The sequence below is a fragment of the Flavobacterium sp. GSP27 genome, assembly GCF_003970395.1.
GTDB lineage: Bacteria > Bacteroidota > Bacteroidia > Flavobacteriales > Flavobacteriaceae > Flavobacterium.
In genome coordinates this window covers 381,860-405,843 of sequence record NZ_RYDP01000001.1, presented here as the reverse complement: position 1 = coordinate 405,843, position 23,984 = coordinate 381,860, and the positions used below count along the sequence as shown (strand labels likewise).

19 protein-coding genes are annotated in these 23,984 nt (G+C 36.4%); 13 read left to right on the top strand and 6 right to left on the bottom strand.

The features are described 5' to 3' along the window. Positions 1-74: 74 nt before the first annotated feature. The 4 genes from EKM05_RS01835 to EKM05_RS01820 form a co-directional block, all read right to left on the bottom strand. Positions 75-2,936: an alpha-amylase family glycosyl hydrolase gene (locus EKM05_RS01835; RefSeq protein ID WP_126553126.1), complete on the bottom strand. Its 2,862-nt coding sequence runs from the start codon at positions 2,934-2,936 to the stop codon at positions 75-77. A 75-nt stretch (positions 2,937-3,011) separates the two neighbouring features. Beyond that, positions 3,012-4,124 (bottom strand): SusE domain-containing protein, encoded by a 1,113-nt coding sequence (locus tag EKM05_RS01830; protein WP_126458358.1) that lies wholly within the window; start codon positions 4,122-4,124, stop codon positions 3,012-3,014. A 24-nt stretch (positions 4,125-4,148) separates the two neighbouring features. Continuing rightward, positions 4,149-5,747, bottom strand: coding sequence for a RagB/SusD family nutrient uptake outer membrane protein (locus tag EKM05_RS01825; protein ID WP_126458356.1), 1,599 nt, complete (start codon positions 5,745-5,747; stop codon positions 4,149-4,151). Positions 5,748-5,764: 17 nt separating this feature from the next. Further along, positions 5,765-8,704, bottom strand: coding sequence for a TonB-dependent receptor (locus EKM05_RS01820; protein ID WP_126553124.1), 2,940 nt, complete (start codon positions 8,702-8,704; stop codon positions 5,765-5,767). Between the two features lie 233 nt (positions 8,705-8,937). Here EKM05_RS01820 and EKM05_RS01815 point away from each other — a divergent pair, with 233 nt between their 5' ends. The 7 genes from EKM05_RS01815 to EKM05_RS01785 all read left to right on the top strand — a co-directional run bounded on the left by EKM05_RS01815 (position 8,938) and on the right by EKM05_RS01785 (position 18,794). Then, positions 8,938-9,960 (top strand): LacI family DNA-binding transcriptional regulator, encoded by a 1,023-nt coding sequence (locus EKM05_RS01815; protein ID WP_126515124.1) that lies wholly within the window; start codon positions 8,938-8,940, stop codon positions 9,958-9,960. Between the two features lie 246 nt (positions 9,961-10,206). Next, entirely contained in the window at positions 10,207-11,568 is a 1,362-nt protein-coding gene (locus tag EKM05_RS01810; RefSeq protein WP_126515125.1) for an MFS transporter, read from the top strand. A gap of 3 nt (positions 11,569-11,571) precedes the next feature. Continuing rightward, positions 11,572-12,228, top strand: coding sequence for a beta-phosphoglucomutase (gene pgmB, locus EKM05_RS01805; RefSeq protein WP_126458345.1), 657 nt, complete (start codon positions 11,572-11,574; stop codon positions 12,226-12,228). 93 nt (positions 12,229-12,321) lie between these two features. Then, positions 12,322-14,628, top strand: a complete 2,307-nt coding sequence (locus EKM05_RS01800) for a glycoside hydrolase family 65 protein (protein WP_126553122.1) — start codon at positions 12,322-12,324, stop codon at positions 14,626-14,628. A 212-nt stretch (positions 14,629-14,840) separates the two neighbouring features. Further along, positions 14,841-16,718: a glycoside hydrolase family 13 protein gene (locus tag EKM05_RS01795; protein ID WP_126553120.1), complete on the top strand. Its 1,878-nt coding sequence runs from the start codon at positions 14,841-14,843 to the stop codon at positions 16,716-16,718. 114 nt (positions 16,719-16,832) lie between these two features. Continuing rightward, complete coding sequence (locus EKM05_RS01790) at positions 16,833-18,518, top strand: alpha-amylase family glycosyl hydrolase (RefSeq protein ID WP_126458338.1); 1,686 nt, start codon at positions 16,833-16,835, stop codon at positions 18,516-18,518. 81 nt (positions 18,519-18,599) lie between these two features. Then, a complete protein-coding gene (locus tag EKM05_RS01785; protein ID WP_126553117.1) occupies positions 18,600-18,794 on the top strand; it encodes a transposase in 195 nt (64 codons plus the stop codon). 65 nt (positions 18,795-18,859) lie between these two features. Here EKM05_RS01785 and EKM05_RS01780 read toward each other — a convergent pair whose 3' ends face one another. Further along, entirely contained in the window at positions 18,860-19,273 is a 414-nt protein-coding gene (locus EKM05_RS01780; protein ID WP_126458331.1) for a hypothetical protein, read from the bottom strand. A gap of 162 nt (positions 19,274-19,435) precedes the next feature. Between EKM05_RS01780 and greA the strand changes: the two genes are divergently transcribed. From greA to EKM05_RS01760, 4 genes are all read left to right on the top strand, one after another. Beyond that, entirely contained in the window at positions 19,436-19,912 is a 477-nt protein-coding gene (greA, locus tag EKM05_RS01775) for a transcription elongation factor GreA (RefSeq protein WP_126458328.1), read from the top strand. A 55-nt stretch (positions 19,913-19,967) separates the two neighbouring features. Then, on the top strand, positions 19,968-20,357 hold the full coding sequence (locus EKM05_RS01770) for an HIT family protein (protein WP_126553115.1): 390 nt from the start codon (positions 19,968-19,970) through the stop codon (positions 20,355-20,357). A gap of 225 nt (positions 20,358-20,582) precedes the next feature. Beyond that, on the top strand, positions 20,583-21,041 hold the full coding sequence (locus EKM05_RS01765) for a transglutaminase-like domain-containing protein (RefSeq protein WP_126553113.1): 459 nt from the start codon (positions 20,583-20,585) through the stop codon (positions 21,039-21,041). A gap of 65 nt (positions 21,042-21,106) precedes the next feature. Further along, complete coding sequence (locus EKM05_RS01760) at positions 21,107-21,319, top strand: hypothetical protein (protein WP_126458319.1); 213 nt, start codon at positions 21,107-21,109, stop codon at positions 21,317-21,319. Between the two features lie 12 nt (positions 21,320-21,331). On the opposite strand, the gene EKM05_RS01755 is transcribed toward EKM05_RS01760, so the two are convergent. Then, entirely contained in the window at positions 21,332-22,486 is a 1,155-nt protein-coding gene (locus EKM05_RS01755; protein WP_126458316.1) for a PAS domain-containing sensor histidine kinase, read from the bottom strand. A 174-nt stretch (positions 22,487-22,660) separates the two neighbouring features. Here EKM05_RS01755 and EKM05_RS01750 point away from each other — a divergent pair, with 174 nt between their 5' ends. Next, complete coding sequence (locus EKM05_RS01750; protein WP_126553111.1) at positions 22,661-23,536, top strand: flavin reductase family protein; 876 nt, start codon at positions 22,661-22,663, stop codon at positions 23,534-23,536. A 26-nt stretch (positions 23,537-23,562) separates the two neighbouring features. After that, positions 23,563-23,940 carry a DUF3127 domain-containing protein gene (locus EKM05_RS01745; protein ID WP_091203008.1) on the top strand — a complete coding sequence of 126 codons (378 nt, stop codon included), beginning with the start codon at positions 23,563-23,565 and terminating at the stop codon, positions 23,938-23,940. Positions 23,941-23,984 lie beyond the last annotated feature (44 nt).

Below are 23,984 nucleotides of genomic sequence, written 5' to 3'. Positions count from 1 at the left end.
CATTTATGGAGCAGTTTTTTTATACAAAAAAGGCTGCCTTTTTATGGACAGCCTTTTCAATCTTCAAGGTATTCTTAATTTTTCAACAGTTTCAATACTTTCATTTCATTATTTTCATCAAATGTTTTTACGATGTAAAGTCCTTGATTCAAATCACTAACCGAAAATTGAGATCCTGCCGTTTTATTGGTATCAAAACTTTTTAGCAATTGTCCCGTGATAGAAAACACCTGCACCTTAGCCGTTGTTTCATTCAATGTAAAATAATCAGATGCCGGATTTGGATACAACACAATCGTTGGTGATTTTTCGTAATCCGCTATTGCCAATGATGCTGTTTTATTCCCATAGATTTTAAATTCTCCCGGTTTCAAAGTAATTGCAACTGAGGTACTGATTACATTAATAGATGTATTGTCCATCAAATTGTACCATGTTCCGGTGTATGGAAACCCGGAAGGAGCATTTTTTGGCGTCACATCAAAATTAGCTACAATCAATACATCTTTCAGTTGTGTTGATGCTAGTGCACTGTTGGTAATTTTGATATTCGGTAATAACGAACTGCTATTATTGATTGTTACAGTTCCTAAAAACACAGGTTCTTCGGTCTTCATCGTAATCATTTTTGCCCAGTCGTCGTAAATTATGCTTCTGCTGGTATCTCCAAGCCAATTACCCGTCCATTGTGGCTGTGGCTTAGTGTCTAATTTACAATCCCCGGATGTACCATCAGAAGGAGAGTTCACAGTTCCATTATTGCAGGTAAAAATAGAAGAATTCCATCCTAATTCTCCAAATTGCCAAATCATTTTTGGCCCTGGAACCAATAAAGAAACAGCTCCTAATGCAGACATTCTGGATAAAGCTACAGTAAGCGTTCGTACATTATGGTCCGCAGTGGTATTGTTTCCTGCTTGCACATTATTGTACATTAAGCGCTCCTCATCATGACTCTCTGCATAGCCCATCAATCGGTGTGCAGTAAATCCTCGACTTGATGAACTCATTCTTGAAATATTACCTGCATACCCTTTTGTAAGATTGTTATAGTCAAAAGTCATTATTCCCCACATCATCACGCCTTTACTTAACGTTTCATTCAACCTGTAATTAGCCCATTGTTGTTCTTCCTCATTACCACCCAAATGTTCGAAAATAACGTAGTGATTTGGATCTAAATTCCAAGAATAATCGGCATATTTTTTCAATACATCTATTCTATCTTGTTGTAAACTGCCGGTACAATTTTCTTGCCCGCCAGCTACGTTCGCTGGACAATTTTGTGTAAAACCTTTGGTTAAATCCCAACGGAAACCGTCAATTTTATATTCTTCAACCCATTGTTTAATGACCCGTTGTACATAATTTTGTGTTCTGGGCAGTTGATGATTAAAATCTTCCCCCACACTATAACTGTGCATCGCTGTTGTATTAAAATAAGGATTTTCAGTGGAAGGCGAGCCCCAACCATTGCCGTCAGGATCATTCATCCACATGCGAAGCATTGGGTTTCTACCAAAAGCGTGATTTAGCGCCACATCAAGAATAACAGCAATTCCGTTTTGATGGCATAAATCAATAAACTCTTTCAATTTATCCGAAGTGCCATAGAATTTATCCAAAGCCATGTGAAAAGAGGTATTGTAACCCCAACTTTCATTGCCTTCAAATTCCATCACTGGCATTAATTCAATCGCATTTATCTTCAAATTTTTGAAATAATCGATTTTATTAATCAAGTCCTGATAGCTTTTATTGGCATCAAAATCACGCACTAACAATTCATAAACTACTAATTTTTCTTTAGCTGGTTTAACAAAGTTTGTAGTGGCGCTACTCCAAGCGTAAGCAGCTTTCCCGGTTTGCAAAACGGTTACTTCACGTTCCTGACCAACGGGATATACCGGAAGATTTGGATAATTTACAGATGAAATCCCTGGATCATCAAAAGGAGACAAAACAAGTGTAGAATATGGATCCGCAGTTTTTACTAAACCAGGCGAACCGGCCAAGGGAGTTGCGTCCCCCACCCAATATTGATACATGTAATTTGTCCCCGAGACCAATCCGGTTAATTCTAACCAAAATTTACCGCTGGTTGGGTCTTTTTTCATAGAGTGCGCTGATGTTGGCTGCCAGTTATTAAAACTCCCTGCTACATAAATAAAATCTTTTAAAGGTGCATCCAACACTAAAGTTGCTTTTGTCGCATCACCAGTATTGTAATTAATTCCGTCTAACAAACCATTAGCCATCGCGGCACTTATCGTTCCCGTATTTACAATCACACTGAATTTTTTAGTAATAACAGTAGTTCCTTGAGTAACTTCCAACTCATAGATTTGATTTCCGGTGATATTTGTGTGATTAAAAGTATAACTGGAAGCCGCTGTATTTATGTTTAAAGTTGTTCCGTTTGCCTTCAAAACATAACTGGCATTTCCGCCTGTATTAGAAGCTGAAATATTCAAACTGCCACCAGATGCAATAATTGCCGAACTGTTTTCTGCTGGAGAAGTTAAAGTTGCCTGAAAAGCTCCAACATTAAAAAAAGTATCAGCAGTCTGCATATTTCCGGCATCATTTCTTAAGACTACACAAATTTCTGTAATAGAGCTCGTATTTGGAATCCCAAAATAAGCATACAAATCCGGAGTAAGATCCAATTTATAAGTAGTTCCTGAAACCAATGTTAATGCGGGTTGTGTGGAATTATTACCCCAACTCCCTTTCTCGTTTTGCCATCTTGTGCCATTAACAGTTAAACCAATATGCGCATATATTGTACCTGTATAACTGGCGAGTGGCGTTCCTGTTTTGTTAAAATTAAGAGTAACTGCACTACTTGCAATTGCAGGTGATGGCGTAGTTGTAAATTGGGAATAACTTATAGAGGTTATAAGTAAAATTAATAAAAGTAGATTTTTTTTCATGGCTAAGTATTAATTAAATTAAAAACTAAAAAAAAGGGCTACCCATAGATAGCCCTTAAAAATTTTTGAAATAAATTATCCTTGATTAGGAATCATTAAATAACTACCATCTAAATCATTAAAATAGATTTTGTATTTAGATTTTGCAACCGGTAGGTCACCTCCACTTGTTCCGTTATTTGGGAATCCTGAAAAAGCAGTGTTTCCACCCCAACTTACGTCCCATGCATTATTTGCTCTAAATTTAGCTTTACCATCATTTAATGGCAACAAATTTAATGACCAAACATGAGAATTGAACGTAGATTGGGTTAATGCTGTTGAAGCATCCCATTTTAATGGTGTGCTATCTCCAATGATACCTACGGTAGTGAAAGTTTTAGCAGCAGCTGCATTATACGTCACTAAAGTGTATTTTAATGTTTCAGTATTCATTGTAAAAGTATAATAGCCTTCCGTTGCAATAGTAAAAGATGCTGGATCTGGATCAGCTTCTGTAGGTCTAGCCACAATAGCACCATTATCTCCTTTACCATACATTGGAGCCCATTGTCCAAGTGTAGAAATTAATTTGAATGCACCCGCTTTGAAAAATCCAGTAAATTGATACAAACTTGGGTTTGTTCCGCTTCTGAATAAAGGTTGGTTTTTATTATTATTGTTCCATCCTGAAGCAGTTGCGTCGCCTACAAAATACCAGTCTTTAAATGCGTAAGGAATTAATCCAGTGTACGCATTAACTAAAATAGTCAGTGGAGTTTTAGACATCATTTTTTCAATTCCTGCTAAACTAGAAACTACTTTGACATCATAAGAACCCAGTTGATCAGGTGTGCCACCCAATTGAATTACTGCTTGATTCAATGTTTTTACAGTTACTTCAATTTGAGTTGCTCCAGAAGTTCCTCCTAATTCAATTGCTTTTGTAAAATTTCCTCCTTTAACATCCATCAAAAGTTTGTACCCAATCTCTACATTACCAGCATAAGTTGCTTTGGTCCACACAAAACGTTCTATAACATCTTCCGCATTTTCTTCTAGTAAAACGTATGATTTATCATTTTCAGGCGCCACTAATTCAGGAGTATCCACTCCTTGAATTACTGGTCTGTCTTCTACATCCTCTACGCTACAAGACAAGGTAAGAACTGCGAATAAGGCAATTACTGATTTAGTTATATTTTTCATTTTTTATTTATTATTTAAATTTTATTAATACCCAGGGTTTTGTTTCAATTTATTGTTTGATGCTAATGCTGTAGCAGGAATAGGAAATAAATTTTTAAATGCTTGCGTTGGCGCACCACCCGCTACATTTCCTTTCCAAGGCCACACATAACTACCGCCTGTAAATTTACCAAAACGAATTAAATCCGTTCTTCGGTGTCCTTCCCAGTGCAGTTCTTTTGCTCGCTCGTCTAGAATCAGGTTAGCACCTGCAGCATCCGCAGTAAGAGCGCTTATCGTTGAAGCATTCGCTCTGGTTCTTAAAGCATTTACATATCCTCTGGCAGTTCCTAGATCTCCTACTTTACCAACTACCGCACATTCAGCATACATTAAATACGCATCGGCTAAACGGAACATTGGAAAATCAGAGTCAGAAAAGTCTCCTGATTTATCTGAGCCCTGAACTCCGTTTACGGTCACATTTCTAAATTTCTGAATTGCGTATCCATCAGTAAATGTACCAATATCAGCAATTTCTTTAGTTTGTCCATCGGTATAAAATTGACCTCTTGCGTCTGTAGTATTTTCACTAAACTTATTTACAAATGCTGATGTTGTTCTGATACCAGCCCAACCACCATTGATTCCAAATTCAGAAGCCTTCATAGTACCACCAACTGGTGCATGCGTCAAGAAAGTAGTCCCACCATACGTTTGCGTTCTTAGTCCATCAAAAGCAATTGCAAAAATGAATTCGTTTTGAGCTCCGTTTCTATCATTATCCGCAAAAAATAATTGGTTATAATTGTTGTGTAAAGTATACCCTGATCCTATTACTTTAGTAATCAAAGGCAATGCTCCTGCATAATTATCAGTACCAATATATACTTTAGCATTCATGTATAACTTAGCTTGTAACATCCAGGCAGCAGCTTGATCCACACGATACGCCTCATTTGATTTTGGCGCTTTCAATTCTGGAATAATTGCTGTTAATTCGGCATCCACAAATTTGTATAATTCTGCTCTTGACGCATATTCCGGGTAGTAAAAACTCGTTGGGGAATCTTCAGTAACCAAAGAACCTCCGCCAAACATATCAATCAAGTGCCAATAGGTGAATGCTCTAATAAAACGCGCTTCTGCTCTGTAGGTTTTAATCTTTGCTATCAAAGCGGCATCAAGACCTCTGGAGGCTAATTTAGCATCCGTAGTTTGTCTTAAAAACTCATTACAGTTTACAATTTGAAAAGAAAATCGGGCAAATGTAGCCGTGATAAAACGGTCTAAAGAAGTCCATGTTTGTGAATGAAGGTCTTTTATTGTTCCGTCATTCCAGGCAATAACCGCTTCATCTGTTGTTAATTCCTGCATCAACCAGATCCCTCTGATGTATTGACTTTCCCCTTCATCAATTCCGGAGATATCTGGAGAACCAGCTGCAGTTTGCCCTGAAGTAGCAAATCCTGCGTATAACTTGGCTAGATTTTGTTTGTACGATTCCGGTGTGCTAAAAAACTGTTCTCCCGGAACTGCAACACTACTTGCCGGGGCTTGGCTCAAATCATCTGTACACGATGAGAATACCATCACGCACAGTAACAAAGAAATGCCCAATAATTTTATTTGTATCTTTTTCATTTTTCTTACTATTTGTATTAAAAATTAACGTTTAAACCTAACGTGAAAGTAATTGGTCGTGGGTATAAATTTCCATCTATACCTCCAGAAATTTCTGGATCTAATCCTTCATAATTAGTAATGATCAAAACATTTTGTGCTGACAATGTCAATTTAACTAATGAAGACGTATTCTCTTTTTGATTGAAAGTATATCCAACACTTACGTTGTCTAATCTTACAAAAGACGCGTCTTGAATGTAATAATCAGATTCGAAACGTTTGGTATCATTAGATCTGAAACCTGTTTCCAAAACATTTTCAACTCCGTTAGACAAATCTGTGTTTCTGATCAAAATATTATTGAAAGATCCTTTACTGGAATCCACATTGTTGTAATTGTAATTACCCCATGATCCTCTCCAGTTCATTCCCATGTCAAAATTTTTGTAGGTCACACTAGTGTTAAACCCGTAAAAAACATCTGCTGCCGGTTTATGAAAACGGTATTTATCCAACTCTGATATTATTCCATCTTGATTTCTGTCAACATACACCCCATCTAAAGGTTTTCCGTTTACACCATACGCTTGCTCATACACGTAAAAAGAACTTGGTGCATAACCCACTTGGTGATTTTGAATAAAATTTCCGGTAGCACCTTCATAGCCTCCAACATTAATTCCTGGCGTATTAGGAAGTGTAGTAGTCAGCTTAGTGATTTTAGACTCTTGAAAGGTTACGTTTCCGCCAATTCTCCATTCAAAATCATCAGAACGAAATGGGATTACTTCTGCAGCAATCTCAATCCCCCTATTTTCAATTGTTCCTACGTTATAATTGTCAAAATTTGAAAACCCGAAGAATGATGGGTTTTGTGTGTACAATAATAAATCTTGTGTAGTTCTTTTGTACAAATCAACACTACCATTGATTCTATTGTTCAAAAATCCAAAATCCAACCCTGCATTCACAGTAGTGGTTTGTTCCCATTTCAAATTACTATTGTACGGCTGTGGTCTGTAAGTAGTGTAAAACTGACTTCCAAACGGGTATTGAGCAGCAGTATTAGAGGCTAAATACAACGGAATAGAAGGATAACTTATTCCAATATCCTGTTGTCCGGTAATACCCCAACCCCCACGAATTTTTAAGGTAGAAATACTACTTACGTCTTTCAAGAAGTTTTCTTCGTTCAGTTTCCAAGCCAAAGCAACGGCAGGGAAATTAGCCCAACGATTCGATTCTGTAAATCTTGAAGTACCATCACGTCTATAGGACAAAGTCACTAAATACTTATCGGCGATATTAATATTAGTTCTTGCAAAGAAAGACTGCAAGTTGATACGAGACGGGAAATTAGGATCTACCGTAGTGTTATTACTCTGAAAATTAAAATTGGAAGAGTAAAAAGTCTCTCTGAAATCTTGGTAGGAATACCCACCGGTAACATCAAAAACGGTATTGATCGATTCTACTTTTTTGTTGTAATTTAAGTACAAATCCATCAATTTATTGAACCGTGATTGGGTTTTTTCATACGTATTCTTGAAACCGGAACCGGAAAGACCATTCAAAAAATTAGCTTCTGTATTACCAAATGAACGTCCTGTTAATTGATCGTAACCAAAATTAGCTACTGCTTTTAATTCTGGTAAAAAATGCATTTTATATTCGGTTTGAATATTTCCAATGCTTCTGTACGCTGTTCCAAAACTGTTTTGTTGTTCGATTTGAGACAATGGGTTTCTGCCTGCCAATTGGTTGATTTCAGTTGGAGACGTATACCATTGAAAAAAGGTTCCGTCAGGATTTCTTACCGCCTGTGTTGGATCAAAACGAATGGCTGAACCAATGGCACCACGATTACTATAATTACTATTAATCAGAGACGTATTATTATTCAATTCTATCTTTAAATGATCGTCAAAGAAGTTTCCGGTTATACCAGCAGACATTGTAGTACGCTCCATGTTATCTCTTTTTAAGATACCATTCAAATTAGCATATCCCACAGAGGCTCTGTACACTATATTATCAGAACCACCGCTTAGGGCAATATTATGATCTGTACCAATAGCTGTTCTGAATATTTCATCCTGCCAATCTGTATCAGCAGCACCCATCAACGCAATTTGAGCAGCATTTCCGTTAGCCGTTACAAAATCTCTGAATTGTGTACTTGATAAAGCATCTACTTTATTCGTGATTTCAGAAACCTGGAAGTTTGCATTATAATTAATTTGCATTTCCCCTGCTTTACCTTTTTTGGTAGTAATTATAATTACCCCATTCGAAGCACGAGATCCGTAGATAGCAGTTGCCGAAGCATCTTTCAAAACCGTAATCGATTCAATATTATTTTGATTAATAGTACTCAAAGGATTTCTACTTCCTTCTACGCCACCAGCAGCAACCGGTACACCATCAATAACATACAACGGGTCGTTATTAGCAGATAGTGAAGAGCCACTTCTAATTCTAATAGTTGCACCTTCACCTGGAGAACCTCCTCCATTAATAACCTGCAAACCAGCTACTTTCCCTGTTATCATTTGATCTGCAGAAGTAACAGGTCCTTTATTAAAATCTTTGGAAGTCAGCACGGTTACCGCTCCTGTAGCATCTTTTTTCTTAACAGTCCCGTAACCCACTTGGATCACCACTTCTTTTAATTGATTGGCATCTTCTTCTAAAGACACGTTTAATGAATTTTGAGCAACATAAGTCACGACCGTATTGGTGTAACCAATATAAGAGAACACAATTTTATCCCCTCTTTTTACATTAGACAACTGATATTTACCATCAAAATCAGTAGAAACACCATTATTTGTACCCTGTACATTTATGTTTACCCCTGGAATTGGCTGTCCTGACACTTTATCAAGAACGGTTCCGCCAACAATATTCTGAGCCAGAACACTAAAAGGGAGCAGCAGTACTAAAATCAACAACTTTTTATAAATTGTTTTCATACATTTTCTTTAATTTAATTGAATTTTCCTTGAATTTTCAAGCGTAACTATTACTTCGAATGTTAAATTTATGTAAATTTTTGCACGCCCGACAAGAGCCCTTTTTAATTGGGTTACGAAAACGTAATAGTGTTGAAAACTTTCTGTTTTATTTAAATTTTAACCCGTTTAATTACCATTTGTAAAATTAAATTTTATCTTTATTACGAAATAAAATTTTACTCCCTCTCCACATGAAAAGGAAAATAACGCTTAAACAAATTGCCAAAGAATTAGACGTTTCTATTTCTACCGTTTCTAAGTCATTACGGAACAGTCCAGAAATAGGCGAGGAAACCAGACTTAAAGTACAAGCTTTCGCCAAATTTTACAATTACAAACCCAATAATATTGCGCTGAGCCTAAAAAACAGAAAAACAAAAACCATTGGAATTATCATCCCGGAAATTGTGCATCATTTCTTCTCCACGGTCATCAATGGAATTGAACAAGTGGCCAATGAAAACGGGTATAGCGTACTCATTTGCCTCTCAGACGATTCCTTTGATAAAGAAGTCCTGAATATGGAAATGCTCGCTAACGGCAGTATTGACGGATTCATTATGTCACTGTCTAAAGAAACCCAATTCAAAGGCGATTTTCACCACATTACAGAAGTCATCAATCAGGGAATGCCTGTAGTCATGTTTGACAGAGTTACGAACGATATCCTTTGCGACAAAGTCATTATAGACGATCAATCTGCAGCCTATGAAGCCGTTCAGAGCTTGATTGATAAAGGACGGAAAAAAATCGCCTTAGTTACCACTGTTGATTATGTGAGTGTGGGTAAACTTCGCACAGATGGTTATATCAAAGCATTACTGGACAATGACATCCCCTTCAATGAAAATCTTATTATCAAAATTGAAGATGTTGATACCTGCGAAATCACCATTGGAAAACTATTAGAAGACAAAGCCATTGATGCCGTCTTTGCAGTAAACGAACTTTTTGCAGTAACGATAATTAAAACTGCCAATAAAATAGGATTAAATGTTCCTAAAGACTTAGCCGTTATTGCCTTTACAGATGGTATCATTTCTAAATATTCTACACCTACTATTACTACTGTAAGTCAGAATGGTATCAAAATGGGAAATAAAGCGGCAAAAATGCTGATTGAAAGACTCGAATCTGAGGAAGATGAAGAAGATGAAAATTACAAAACTGAAGTAATTGAAACGCATCTGATAGAAAGAGAATCTACACATTAGATATTATACGTTTTCAGTTGCCTTCATAAAACTGCGACTGAAAACTGTGACTAATTTTTAAAACAGCTGTATTATATTCAGTACTACAACCTTGTAGTGAAAAATGTTTCTTTTTATTTGTATCTGAAAAACAAAAGTTTAAAATATATTTTTATATTTACCCCATCAAAGCCTCACTTTTACTTCGAAAATAAGACAAGTTTTGATAAGCATATCGCTTATCGTATTAATTTATAAATTACGATAATGGAAAAGCGTAGATTAAGTTTCTGGCAAATTTGGAACATGAGTTTCGGATTTCTGGGAATACAGATGGGTTTTGCACTGCAAAATGCTAATGCCAGCAGAATTCTTCAGATTTTTGGTGCTGATGTGCACGAACTATCCTGGTTTTGGATCATTGCCCCGTTGATGGGACTTATTGTACAGCCCATCATAGGCCATTACAGTGATAAAACGTGGGGAAAATTTGGAAGACGAAAACCCTTCTTTTTAGTGGGTGCTTTGTTGGCCTCCATTGGTTTAATATTAATGCCGCAAGCCGAAATTTTCATTGCTCTTTTGCCTGCCTTATGGGTAGGTGCCGGAATGTTGATGATTATGGATGCCTCTTTCAATATTGCTATGGAACCTTTCAGGGCTTTAGTAGGCGACAATTTAAGAACGGATCAAAGAACACTTGGATTTAGCGTACAAACCGCCTTAATTGGTTTCGGTGCCGTGATTGGTTCTTGGCTGCCTTATGTTTTGACGAATTGGTTTGGCGTTTCCAATAGAGATAAGGATGGCGGTGTTCCCATGCATTTGATTTTATCTTTTGTAATTGGAGCTGTTATACTTATAGGTTCTATCCTGGTTTCCATTTTTTCTACCAAAGAATATTCTCCGGAAGAGCTAGCCCAATTTGAAGACGAAATGGCGCATCAGAAAACCAAAGTGGCTGATGCCAATGCTAAAGAATCCAGCGTACTGGACATTTTTGATGATTTCAGAAAAATGCCTACCACGATGCGGCAATTGAGCTGGGTACAATTTTTCTCTTGGTTTGGTTTGTTTGGAATGTGGGTTTTTACCACTCCGGCCATAGCCCATCATATTTATGGTTTACCTATTTCGGACAGCAAAAGTGAGGCGTATCAAAATGCAGGAGACTGGGTTGGCGTGTTGTTTGGTATTTACAATTTGGTTTCTGCTTTCTATGCTTTTGCGTTGCCTTATATCGCAAAAAAGATCGGAAGAAAATTAACCCATTCCCTATCCCTTATTATTGGTGGCCTTGGATTAATTTCGATCTATTTTGTCCCTAACGAAAACTGGCTTATTCTTTCTATGGTTGCAGTGGGTATCGCTTGGGCTAGTATTCTATCTATGCCGTATGCCATATTAGCCGGATCAATCTCCCCAATGAAAATGGGAGTTTACATGGGTATTTTCAACTTCTTTGTCGTTATTCCCCAAATTATCAATGCCTTAATTGGCGGACCATTAGTTAAATATGTATACCATGACAATGCCATATTTGCATTAGTCACTAGTGGTGTCAGCTTTTTGATTGCTGCTATTTTAGTAGTTAAAGTACAAGATGTTGATGACCTAATAAAACAATAATCAATGAATACAAAAGCATTTATATTCGACCTAGACGGAGTGATTGTAGACACGGCTAAATACCATTATTTAGCGTGGCAAAAAATTGCAAATGAATTAAATATCGAATTTACACTGGAACACAACGAATTACTAAAAGGAGTCAGCCGGGTGCGCTCTTTGGATATTATATTAGACCTAGGAAAAGTAACCGCCTCACAAGAAGACAAAGACCAATGGTTAGTCCAAAAAAACGAGGAATACTTATCTTATTTAGTGGATATGAATGAAAGTGAGATTCTTCCGGGAGTTTTTGAAATTTTAAAATTTTTAAAACAAAACGACCAACCCATCGCATTGGGTTCAGCCAGTAAAAACGCCAGACCCATTCTGGAAAAAACAGGACTACTCTCTTATTTTGACGCTGTTGTAGACGGAAATGATGTGACCAATGCGAAACCCGATCCGGAAGTATTCTTAATGGCCGCAAAATTATTAAAAATAAAACCAGAAGATTCAATTGTTTTTGAAGATTCAGTCGCAGGAGTTCAAGCGGCGAATATTGGTAATATGACCAGCATAGGAATTGGGGAAGCAACTACTTTGCACGAAGCAAAATATATCTTCAACGATTTTACAGCTATCGATACCCAATTCATAGAAGAATTAATTAACAAATAACGAAACAAATTCAAAAAAGTAAAAAGGATAATGTTATTTGTGTATCACAATAATTTTTGAATTTTTAATCTTTGAATTTTTAAATTATAAAAAATGAATCAAGATTATATAAAACCAGACAATTGGTCTATCATAGAAGAAGGATTTGATGCCGAGTGTGTAAAATCATCTGAAAGTCTGTTCAGCATTGGCAACGGTGCTATGGGACAACGGGCTAATTTTGAAGAAAATTATACTGGTGAAACATTTCAGGGAAGTTATATTGCGGGAATTTATTATCCGGATAAAACCAAAGTGGGCTGGTGGAAAAACGGGTATCCGGAATACTTTGCTAAAGTTTTGAATGCACCAAACTGGATTGGAATTGATATTGAAATCAATGGAGAAAAATTAGATTTGAATACCTGTGCTGAAGTCAAAAACTTTCGTCGGGAGCTGAACATGAAAGAAGGTTGGTACCACCGCTCTTTTGAAGCCACTTTAAAAAACGGAACCGAAATCGCAGTTAGTATTCGTCGTTTTCTTTCAATCGTGTTGGATGAAGTTGGTGTTATCAATTATGAAATTACCCCTTTGAACAAAGATTCAAAAATCGTTTACAAACCTTACATTGATGCTGGTGTAACCAATGAAGATGCGAACTGGGAAGAAAAATTCTGGGAACCGCTTGATGTAAAAAAATCAGGAAATGAAGCTTTTGTAACAGCACAAACCTTCAAAACACATTTCAAAGTAACCACTTTCATGCAAAATAGCATTTTTACTAGTGGTGAAAAAACGGGAATTTCTCCTTCTAATATTGATGCAACTGCTGATAAAATTCAGTTTAGTTATGATGTAATTGTGGGACAGGGTCAAAAATCATCGATCCAAAAAATTGGCGGGTATACGGTTTCCTTAAACCATGAAAATACCATTACTGCTGCCGAAAAAGTGATTCAATCCGCTTTAGCAGTAGGCTATGACCAAATGTTGCAGGACCAGATTGATGCTTGGGCAAAAATTTGGGAAATGTCAGACATTACAATTGATGGCGATGTCAAAGCACAACAAGGAATTCGTTTCAATATTTTCCAATTAAACCAAACCTATTTAGGCAAAGATTCCCGATTGAATATTGGTCCAAAAGGTTTCACCGGAGAGAAATACGGAGGTTCTACCTATTGGGATACGGAAGCGTACTGCATTCCGTTTTACATGGCGACCAAAGATCAGGAAGTGGCTCGGAATTTATTGACGTACCGTTACAATCAATTGGATAAAGCCATTGAAAACGCTACTAAATTAGGATTTACTAACGGAGCAGCTTTGTATCCAATGGTGACGATGAACGGCGAGGAATGTCATAACGAATGGGAAATTACTTTTGAAGAAATTCATAGAAACGGAGCTATCGCTTTTGCCATTTATAACTTTTACAGATACACTGGCGATTACAGTTATATTCCTGAAAAAGGACTGGAAGTATTAATAGGAATTGCTCGTTTCTGGCATCAAAGAGCGACTTTTTCGACTAATTTAAACCAATATGTAATTCTTGGCGTTACGGGTCCAAACGAATATGAGAACAACGTAAACAATAATTTTTACACCAATTATATTGCAAAATGGTGTCTGGAATATACCTACGAACAAATTCAGAAAGTATCGCTGGAATATCCTTCGGATCACAAAAGAATTACCGAAAAGGTAAAAATCTCCGATTCCGAATTACAGTCTTGGAAAAAAATTTCGGACAATATGTACTTCCCTTTTTCGGAAGAACATAATGTGTACTTGCAACAAGACGGTTTCTTGGACAAAGAATTGGTTCGTGTAGTTGATTTGGATAAAAGCCAAAGACCCATCAATCAGAAATGGTCTTGGGATAGAATTTTGCGTTCGCCATACATCAAACAAGCCGATGTTTTACAGTGTTTTTATTTCTTTGAAGATCATTTTTCGAAAGAAGAACTGAAAAACAATTTTGAATTTTATGAATCCTTTACGGTTCATGAGAGCTCCCTTTCGCCCTGCGTACACTCGATTCAAGCCGCTTTATTAGACAAAATGGACATGGCGTACTCGTTCTATTTGAGAACGTCACGTCTGGATCTTGATGATTACAATAAAGAGGTCGAAGAAGGGTGCCATATAACCTCAATGGCCGGAACCTGGATGAGTATCGTAGAAGGTTTTGGCGGAATGAGAGTTAAAGATGATACGCTTCATTTTTCTCCAAAAATTCCAAAACAATGGAAAGGCTATTCGTTTAAAATCAACTTTAGAAATCAAATTCTGAAAGTAGCGATCGATCATAAAGAGACTTCATTTACAATTCTTGGAGATAAAGAATTGGAAATTGTGGTAAATGGCAAGACTCTTGTGGTCACTACTGAAAATTTAGTCTCCGTAAACTAACATTTGCTAGAACTTGTAGTTAATTCTATCATTTGAACCCAAGCCTTGCTAGGCTTACTGACAATCCCAATATCTATTGGGATTGTTCGATTGAAAACTACTCTTAAATAAAAAAAGAATGGCCTCTAAAATGCTGAAATAGTTCTTTTCAAACATGAATCCGTTTTATTTGAAGCCAACACAACATTAAATAGCACTAAAAAATACATACAATGAAGAAAACAGATCAATTTCCGTTCTTAAACAGAAGCTTTCTAAAAAAAATAACTTTATTCCTTTTTTTTATGTCAATAACTGTACATGCGCAAATCGACAAAGTGGAACCCCCTTTTTGGTATGCAGGAATGCAGAATCCAGAGCTGCAAATTCTTTTTTATGGCAAAGGCATTGCTCAAAACCAAGTAACGGTTTCTAATGGCATAAAAATAACCGACGTAAAAAGAACGGAAAATCCCAACTACCTATTTGTTACCATTGACACTAAAAAAGTGGTGGCATCAGATCTGATTTTTACCTTTAAAAACAAAAGTAAAGAAACCTTTACACAAAAATACAGCCTTAAGAAAAGAAGAGAAAACTCAGCGCAACGCAAAAGCTTTGACGCTTCGGATATGATGTATTTGTTGATGCCAGATCGCTTTGCCAACGGAAACAGAAACAACGATAGTGAAAATTCAACCCAAGAAAAATACAATAGAGAATTACCCGGAGGAAGACACGGTGGCGATATTGAAGGGATTATAAAAAATCTGGATTACATAGCAGAACTAGGTGCAACAACAATTTGGAGTACACCACTGTGCGAGGATAATGACGCTGCTTTTTCGTATCACACCTACGGACAATCTGATGTGTATAAAATAGATCCCCGTTACGGAACCAATGAAGATTATGTTCGATTGGCTGCTGAAATGCACAAAAAAGACCTGAAACTGGTGATGGATTACGTGACGAATCACTGGGGAATTGAACATTGGATGATCAAGGATTTACCCACAAAAGAATGGATCAATCAATTTGACACCTACACCCAAACAAATCATAAAAGAACAGTTATTCACGACACCAATGCCTCTGAAATTGATAAAAAAATCACGCTGGACGGTTGGTTTGTCCCATCGATGCCCGATTTAAATTTGAAGAATCCGTTGACTTTAAAATACTTGATTCAAAATGCCATTTGGTGGATAGAATATGCTGATTTAGATGGCTTCAGAGTCGACACCTACAATTATTCTGATCCAAAAGGAATTGCAAAATGGACCAAATCCATAACCGATGAATACCCCAATTTTAATATTGTAGGCGAAGTCTGGATGCAAAGTCAAGCGCAAATGGCGTATTGGCAAAAAGACAGTAAAATTGCAGCAATACAAAATTACAATTCATATCTGCCAAGTGTAATGGATTTTACATTATATGAAGCAGTCACTAAAGTTTTCAATGAAGATGACGGCTCTTGGGACAAAGGAATGGTAAAACTCTATGACAATTTCACCAATGATTTTCTGTATCCTAATGTCAATAATATGTTACTATTTGCAGAAAATCATGATACCAATCGCATCAATCAAACCTACGGGAACGATATCAGAAAATACAAAATGGCAATGACTTTGATGGCTACCGTTCGCGGGATTCCACAATTGTATTACGGAAGCGAAATAGGCATGGCCGGTGATAAAAACAAAGGTGATGCAGCTATTCGTCTTGATTTTCCAGGCGGTTGGGAAGGCGATAAAAACAATGCTTTTACGAAGGAAGGACGAACTCCGGAGCAAAACCACTATTTTGATTTTACCGCCAAATTGTTCCAATGGAGAAAAACAAAAGCAGTGGTTCATTTTGGAAAAACAACCCATTATATTCCGGAAAATAATATCTATGCTTATTTTAGATACAATGCAAATGAAACGGTAATGGTTTTAATGAACAACAGCAACGAAACCAAGACGGTAAACACACATCGTTTCGAAGAAAATATCAAAGACTTTAAAACTGGAAAAGATGTCATTTCTGAACTCACCTTTGACGTGACGAACGAAATTATAATCGAACCTAAATCTGTTTTGATTTTAGAACTGAAGTAATTCACACTCTAAAATACAAGAATCCGGAGAACTACTGAAAAAAATACCAGATACTGACTGCTGCTCCTTGAAAAAAAAGCTCCAGCAAAAAAATAATTATTCAATTTAAAAAAAATGAAAAAAAAATCTTTACTATTAATTCTATCCGTGCTCGCTTTTTGCGTGAGTTGTTCCGGTACCAAACCTGTTACGGAAAACAACACTCCAATAAAAAAGACAAAAAAAACCCCTTTTGTCTGGGAAGGTGCTAATGTCTATTTCCTTATGACAGATCGCTTTAATAATGGTGATCGTTCCAATGACATTACTTTAAACAGAACTAAAACTACAGGAAAACTTCGTGGTTTTGAAGGAGGAGATATCAAAGGAATTACTAAAAAAATTGAAGAAGGTTATTTTGACAAACTAGGGATAAATGCCATTTGGTTTACTCCTGTAGTGGAACAAATTCATGACGCTGTAGATGAGGGCACTGGATTGAGTTATGGCTATCATGGCTATTGGGCCAAAGATTGGACGGCATTAGATCCCAATTTTGGAACTAAAAAAGAGTTAGCTGAATTAGTAAAAAAAGCGCATGCACGAGGAATCAGAATCATTCTTGACGGCGTCATTAATCACACCGGTCCTGTGACTGAAATAGATACTGTTTGGCCAAATTACTGGGTTCGTACCAATCCGGTTTGTGATTATAAAAATTATCAAAATACAACAACCTGCACTTTGGTGGCCAATCTTCCAGACATCAGAACTGAAAGTACCCAGAATGTAGACTTACCTCCTTTTCTTGTCGAAAAATGGAAAAAAGAAGGTAGATACGAACAGGAAATGAATGAGTTAGATGCTTTTTTTTCTCGGACAGGCTATCCTAAAACTCCAAAATATTACATCATAAAATGGCTGACAGACTACGTTGCTGATTATGGGATAGACGGCTACAGAGGAGATACCGTAAAACATACAGACGAAACCGTCTGGGCAGATTTCAAAACGCAATGTGACTATTCATTTGAGACTTGGAAGAAAAAAAACCCTACAAAAGTACTGGATAACAACTCCTTTTACACCATTGCCGAAGTCTATAATTATGGTATCAGCGGCGGACAAGATTTTGATTTTGGAGATAAAAAAATAAACTATTTTAAAAATGGTTTCAACAATATGATCAATTTTGAGTTCAAATGGGACGCCCAAAAAGACTATGAATTCATATTCTCAAAATACTCGGACAAGCTCAACACCGATTTAAAAGGATACAGTGTTTTAAACTATTTATCCTCACATGATGACGGCGCTCCATTTGATGCAAAACGCACCAAAAGCATCGAAGCCGGTACAAAATTATTGTTGAGTCCGGGACTTTCTCAAGTATATTATGGTGATGAGAGTGCACGTCCCTTAGTAATTGAAGGTACAAACGGCGATGCTACCTTACGCTCCTTTATGAACTGGAAAGACATAAAATCCAATCCTGAAACTAAAAAAATACTGACACACTGGAGAAAATTAGGAAAGTTCAGAAAGAACCATCCTGCTGTGGGAGCTGGAATTCACACCATGATTTCGGACACGCCCTACACATTTTCAAGAACATACACTAAAGGAACTTTCACAGACAAAATAGTGGTTGGTCTGGATCTCTCTACTGGCAAAAAAGAAATTATTGTAGCCCCTATTTTTGAAGATGGATCTAGAGTAAGAGATGCCTATTCCGGAAAAGAAGCCAAAGTTTCAAAAGGAAAAGTGACTATTCGAACCGACTTTGATATTGTTTTATTAGAAATGCGAATCAAGGGTTAAGAAGATAGATGTTCTTTTGGAGATAAAATTTATCAAAACAAAGAATTTTTATCTGATTTTGAAAAAGAAAAAAACGCTGTAATGTTCACACCCGTTAAAGCAGTAAAAGGAGAATCTCAAGAAATTAGAAATAGAGATAAAGTTTCAAACGACTTGTATTCAAAAGCAGTATCAAGAATTAGACAACCTATTGAATCCCTTTTTAATTGGTTGATTGAAAAAACCAATATTCAAAGAGCATGCAAAGTTAGATCCACAAAAAGATTATTAGAGTAGCTGTTTGGCAAGATAGCAGCTGCCTTTATAAACTTAATATTTTAACCCTTGATTCGCATTTGTAATTAATTATAAACCCGAAGCACATTTCCATTGACTTGAACGCGATACTGCTTCATAGGATATTGTAAAGTTCCTTGTCCGGTAAATAAACTGTATTCTTTACCGTCGCATCCGCAAACGGCATTTATCCCATTTATGGTCATGGTAGAACAAGAACTCATCGCTTGATTGGGACAAGCGGCATCAAAAGCATTGTAACCACTGCCTGTATTGAAAACAATAACACCTCGAGCGCCTATTCCGGATACATAAACCGCATTACTAACGAATTTAAGATTAGAGTATTCCGGCAAATTCAGGTTCAGGTCTACGGCGAAAGTATAATTAGGCACAAATGGATTGGTGTTGTCAAAACCAGAATCACTACACGAAAAAAATAAAGGAATAACAACGAAGAGCAGCAGAATTTTTTTCATTTTAAAATAGTGTCGAAGTATTAGTGAAACAAATTTAATTTATTTAACTTTGAATTATATATGATTAACATATATTTATCGACGAAAAAAAAATAATAATATCTTTGTGGAAAGAAATCCCGTCCTGATGGGATTTTTTCTATTTATATAAATGAAGAATTTATGAGTACAGTATCGTATTACACAGCAGAAGGCTTAAAAAAATTAAGAGAAGAATTAGATTATTTAAAAAGCGTAATGCGCCCAAAAGCATCGGCTGATATAGCTGAAGCACGAGATAAAGGTGATCTTTCTGAGAATGCAGAATACGATGCCGCAAAAGAAGCACAAGGGATGCTGGAAATGCGTATTGCCAAAATGGAAGAAATACATTCTAACGCCAGATTGATTGATGAAACCCATCTGGATGTTTCTAAAGTATTGGTATTATCCAATGTAAAAATCAAAAACCAAACGAACGGAATGGAAATGACTTATACATTAGTTGCCGAAAGTGAAGCCGATTTAAAAACAGGTAAAATCTCGGTAACCTCACCTATTGGAAAAGGTTTGTTAGGAAAATCAGTTGGAGAATTTGCTGAGATCACGGTTCCAAACGGTGTGTTGAAATTCGAAATTTTAGAAATATCTCGCGACTAATTAAAGGTTTATTCGGTTAACCGATTAATCGATTCAACAATTAACCAATTTCACAATGTCAAGTATATTTACCAAAATTATAAACGGAGAAATTCCGTGCTACAAGATTGCTGAAGATGTAAATTTCTTGGCTTTTTTGGATGTAAATCCAAATGCAAAAGGACACACACTTTGTATTCCGAAACAAGAAATTGATAAGATTTTTGAGATGGAAGATGATTTATATATTGGACTGATGCAGTTTTCTAAAAAAATCGCAGTTGCGCTTGAAAAAACGGTTCCGTGTAAACGAATCGGAATGGCAGTTGTAGGACTTGAAGTTCCTCATGCGCACGTTCACTTGATTCCATTGAATGAAATGGATGAAATGCGTTTTCAAAATAAAGTATCGCTGTCCAAAAATGAATTTGAAGCGTTGGCAGAAAGTATTAAAACCAATTTGTAAATTTGCACAAATAAAACAAATTGGTATGATTTTAGTTTAAAAGGGAATAGGTGAAAACCGATTCCCTTTTCTATTTTAGAGAACTTAAGTAAGTCGAAAGTTTAAAAGTCGTAAAGTCAAAAGAATTAACTTTAAGTAAAATAGCTTTAAATCAGATTGTTAAATAATTTTATCCTGATTTTAAAATACGACATTATACCATGGTTATTACTTACATTCGAGGCTATGAAAAATATATTTTTGTTGCTTACCTTCTTTTTCTCCTTTATGAGTGTTGGACAGGTCAATCCCGGATATCTATTGGTTGATGCTAAAACGGCAGCTATTCCAGCTAATTCAACTATATCTACTGAAGCTATTGCCAATTATATCAATGCTAATTTTAAAACAGAAACCGATAAAATAAGAGCTGATTTCTATTGGACCGCATCTAACATCAGCTATGATGTTGCGAATAGGTATGCCGTAAATTCCCATGAAACGGGAGCTGAGAAAATCACGAAGACATTAAAAACTAAAAAAGGGGTTTGCATTCATTATGCAACGGTTTTTAATGCGCTTGTGCAAAAGATAGGAATCCAATCCTATATCATTGAAAGATATACCAAACAAAACGGAAAAGTAAGTGACTTGGCTCATGCTTGGACAGCAGCTGAAATTGACAAAAAGCGGTTGTATTGTTGAATGATTTTATACACTATCGAAACAATAAGTTTAAGCCTTCTTTTTCAGATACTGAAATTAGCCGTATGATTGAAATTCCGAGAATGAAACTGGTAAAGTGTCAAAACGATATGTATATCGTGGGTTCCGTTGGTAATCAAAACGTTTCTAATGTCACATCGATTAAAAAATCAATTGGAGCCTCTTTGGCGCAAGCCGAAGAGCACGCATTGTTTGTTAAAAATTATTTGAGTAAGTCCAAAATAGTCAGAAAAACAATGTTTTCTAAAGTTACATAGTTTGGAGTTCCGTTACGCTAGGTTGTTTTTTTTAAAACTCACCTGCATAGTGGTTCCTTTTCCAATTTCGGAGTTCAGTACTTTGATGGTTCCTTTGTGGTATTCTTCCACGATTCTTTTGGTTAGTGAAAGTCCCAATCCCCATCCGCGTTTTTTAGTGGTAAATCCAGGTTCGAAAATGGTTTTAAATTGTTGTTTGTGAATTCCGCCGCCAGTATCAGAAACATTTATTTTTACATAATCCCCTTCTTGTTCAATTTCTAAAGCTAATTTTCCTTTTCCTTTCATTGCATCGATGGCGTTTTTTACTAAATTCTCGATGGCCCAACTGTGCAGCGTAGGATTAAGAGATACCATAATAGGAGTTTTTGGCGCTTGGAACGAAAACTCAATTTGTTTGGAGAATCGGGATTGCAAATAGTCGTAAGATTGTTGTGTTTCGGCTACAATATCTTTGTTTTCTAATTTGGGTTCCGATCCTATTTTCGAGAAACGATCGGTTATGGTTTGCAAACGCTCAATATCTTTTTCAATTTCGAAAGTAGTACTTTCATCCATGTTTTCAGATTTCAGGAGTTCAACCCAGCCTATCAGTGACGAGAGCGGCGTTCCTATCTGGTGAGCAGTTTCTTTAGCCATTCCTGCCCAAAGTTTGTTTTGTGTTGCCATTTTGGTGCTTCTATAAAAATTATAAACTAAACCGCCAAAAAGCACTATGATCAGCACTAAAGCAACGGGATAATATTTCAATTTATTCAGTAAAGCCGAGTTGCCGTAATATAATTTTTGAAATTTCCCAGGGACATACTCAATGACTATGGGCACGTTTTCGTTTTTTAAGTTCTGCAAGAATGCGACTGCCTTTGAATTATTTTTTACAATAGCGTCGTCAATATTTACGGTGTTTATGATGCTGTCATTCTCTGTCAGTATAATAGGAATTGAAGTGTTGTCACTGAAAATTTGCAGCGGAAGATCAACATCTGTATTTTCATTGGCATTAATGAGTGTTTTTTGGGCTTGTGCCCAAAGATTCATTTTTAATCGTTCTTCGTTTTTGAAGATTTGAAAAAAAGTGTATGTGTTCCAAAGAATCAGTGAAATGATTAAAAAAGAGGCAGAAATTATAATCCAACGGGTTGTATTTCTTCTTTCAGAAAACTGCATAAATGAAAATTTGAATTATAAATATAACGAAATAAACGCTGTGGTATTTTAGTTTTAAAGAAAGATTTTTTTTTAGAGTAAATTCAGATGTAATTTTATTCTAATTGGATATACTCTTTCATAAACTGATCCGATTTGTTTACTTTTGTAGAGTACAGCTATAAAGTAAAAAATATGATTACGATTGATCCTAAAAGTATCGAAACGGCAAAATTACAAGGCTATTTGCAAAGTTCAGTTGGACCTAGACCTATTGCTTTTGCCAGTACTATGGATGCGGAAGGTAATGCTAATGTATCGCCTTTTAGTTTTTTTAATGTGTTCAGCGCCAATCCTCCAATCCTTATTTTTTCACCAGCAAGGCGCGTTCGTGATAATTCGATAAAACACACGTTGATCAATGCTGAAGCAACTCGGGAAGTAGTCATTAATGTGGTGAATTATGACATGGTACAACAGATTTCGCTGGCCAGTACAGAGTATGCTCATGGAGTAGATGAGTTTGTAAAATCAGGCTTAACACCAGTAGCTTCAGAGGTGGTAAAACCATTTAGAGTAAAAGAATCACCGGTTCAATTTGAATGCAAAGTCACTCAGATTATTCCGCTGGGAACAGAAGGAGGTGCGGGGAATTTAGTACTGTGTGAAGTTGTTCGCATTCATATTGACGAGTCTGTTTTAGACGAAAATGGTGCGATTGATCAATATAAAATTGACTTGGTTTCCAGGTTAGGCAGCAATTGGTATTCCAGATCAAACCAAGGGCTTTTTGAAGTGCCAAAACCCTTGTCTACTTTAGGAATTGGAGTGGATGCCATTCCAAATTTTGTTAAAGAAAGTTCGGTTTTTAACGGAAATGATTTAGGGATGTTAGGGAATATAGAAGCCTTGCCCACAATGGAAGAAGTTAGTATATTTGTAAAACAGAATTTTGCTGTAAAAGGAGTTTTAAGTGCTGATGACCAGCAAAAAGTACACTTGGAGGCAAAAAAATACCTGAATGAGAATGATGTCTTATCGGCTTGGAAAGTACTTTTGGCAAAAAAATAATATAAATAACATTAAAAACAACGAAGATGGAAGTTACAGGAAAAATTAAAATGCTTGGGGATGCAAAAAATGTGGGAAGCGGAAGTTTCTTAAAAAGAGAATTGGTCGTAACCACCGAGGAGCAATATCCACAACATATTTTAGTAGAATTTGTACAAGATAAATGCGATTTATTGAACAGTTTTAAAGTAGGTGAAGCGGTTAAAGTTTCGATCAATTTAAGAGGACGCGAATGGGTTGACCCACAAGGAGTGACTAAATATTTTAATGCAATTCAAGGATGGAGAGTAGAAAGAGTAGCCACAGAAGCCACTGCTGCTCAAATGCCTCCGATGCCGGCTGCTGAAGCATTTGCACCAGCAACAAACCTAAACGAAGAAGAAGCAGACGATTTGCCTTTCTAAGGGATGAAAAAGTTAGAATTTAGAAGTCAGAAGTTTGAGTTTTA

Coding starts and splice junctions, on each gene's coding strand:
- EKM05_RS01745 (WP_091203008.1), top strand. CDS start 23,563: ATGGAAGTTACAGGAAAAATTAAAATGCTTGGGGATGCAAAAAATGTG.
- greA (WP_126458328.1), top strand. CDS start 19,436: ATGAGTACAGTATCGTATTACACAGCAGAAGGCTTAAAAAAATTAAGA.
- EKM05_RS01810 (WP_126515125.1), top strand. CDS start 10,207: ATGGAAAAGCGTAGATTAAGTTTCTGGCAAATTTGGAACATGAGTTTC.
- EKM05_RS01765 (WP_126553113.1), top strand. CDS start 20,583: ATGAAAAATATATTTTTGTTGCTTACCTTCTTTTTCTCCTTTATGAGT.
- EKM05_RS01770 (WP_126553115.1), top strand. CDS start 19,968: ATGTCAAGTATATTTACCAAAATTATAAACGGAGAAATTCCGTGCTAC.
- EKM05_RS01785 (WP_126553117.1), top strand. CDS start 18,600: ATGTTCACACCCGTTAAAGCAGTAAAAGGAGAATCTCAAGAAATTAGA.
- EKM05_RS01830 (WP_126458358.1), bottom strand. CDS start 4,124: ATGAAAAATATAACTAAATCAGTAATTGCCTTATTCGCAGTTCTTACC.
- EKM05_RS01800 (WP_126553122.1), top strand. CDS start 12,322: ATGAATCAAGATTATATAAAACCAGACAATTGGTCTATCATAGAAGAA.
- EKM05_RS01835 (WP_126553126.1), bottom strand. CDS start 2,936: ATGAAAAAAAATCTACTTTTATTAATTTTACTTATAACCTCTATAAGT.
- EKM05_RS01795 (WP_126553120.1), top strand. CDS start 14,841: ATGAAGAAAACAGATCAATTTCCGTTCTTAAACAGAAGCTTTCTAAAA.
- EKM05_RS01755 (WP_126458316.1), bottom strand. CDS start 22,486: ATGCAGTTTTCTGAAAGAAGAAATACAACCCGTTGGATTATAATTTCT.
- EKM05_RS01780 (WP_126458331.1), bottom strand. CDS start 19,273: ATGAAAAAAATTCTGCTGCTCTTCGTTGTTATTCCTTTATTTTTTTCG.
- EKM05_RS01750 (WP_126553111.1), top strand. CDS start 22,661: ATGATTACGATTGATCCTAAAAGTATCGAAACGGCAAAATTACAAGGC.
- EKM05_RS01820 (WP_126553124.1), bottom strand. CDS start 8,704: ATGAAAACAATTTATAAAAAGTTGTTGATTTTAGTACTGCTGCTCCCT.
- EKM05_RS01825 (WP_126458356.1), bottom strand. CDS start 5,747: ATGAAAAAGATACAAATAAAATTATTGGGCATTTCTTTGTTACTGTGC.
- EKM05_RS01815 (WP_126515124.1), top strand. CDS start 8,938: ATGAAAAGGAAAATAACGCTTAAACAAATTGCCAAAGAATTAGACGTT.
- EKM05_RS01790 (WP_126458338.1), top strand. CDS start 16,833: ATGAAAAAAAAATCTTTACTATTAATTCTATCCGTGCTCGCTTTTTGC.
- pgmB (WP_126458345.1), top strand. CDS start 11,572: ATGAATACAAAAGCATTTATATTCGACCTAGACGGAGTGATTGTAGAC.
- EKM05_RS01760 (WP_126458319.1), top strand. CDS start 21,107: ATGATTGAAATTCCGAGAATGAAACTGGTAAAGTGTCAAAACGATATG.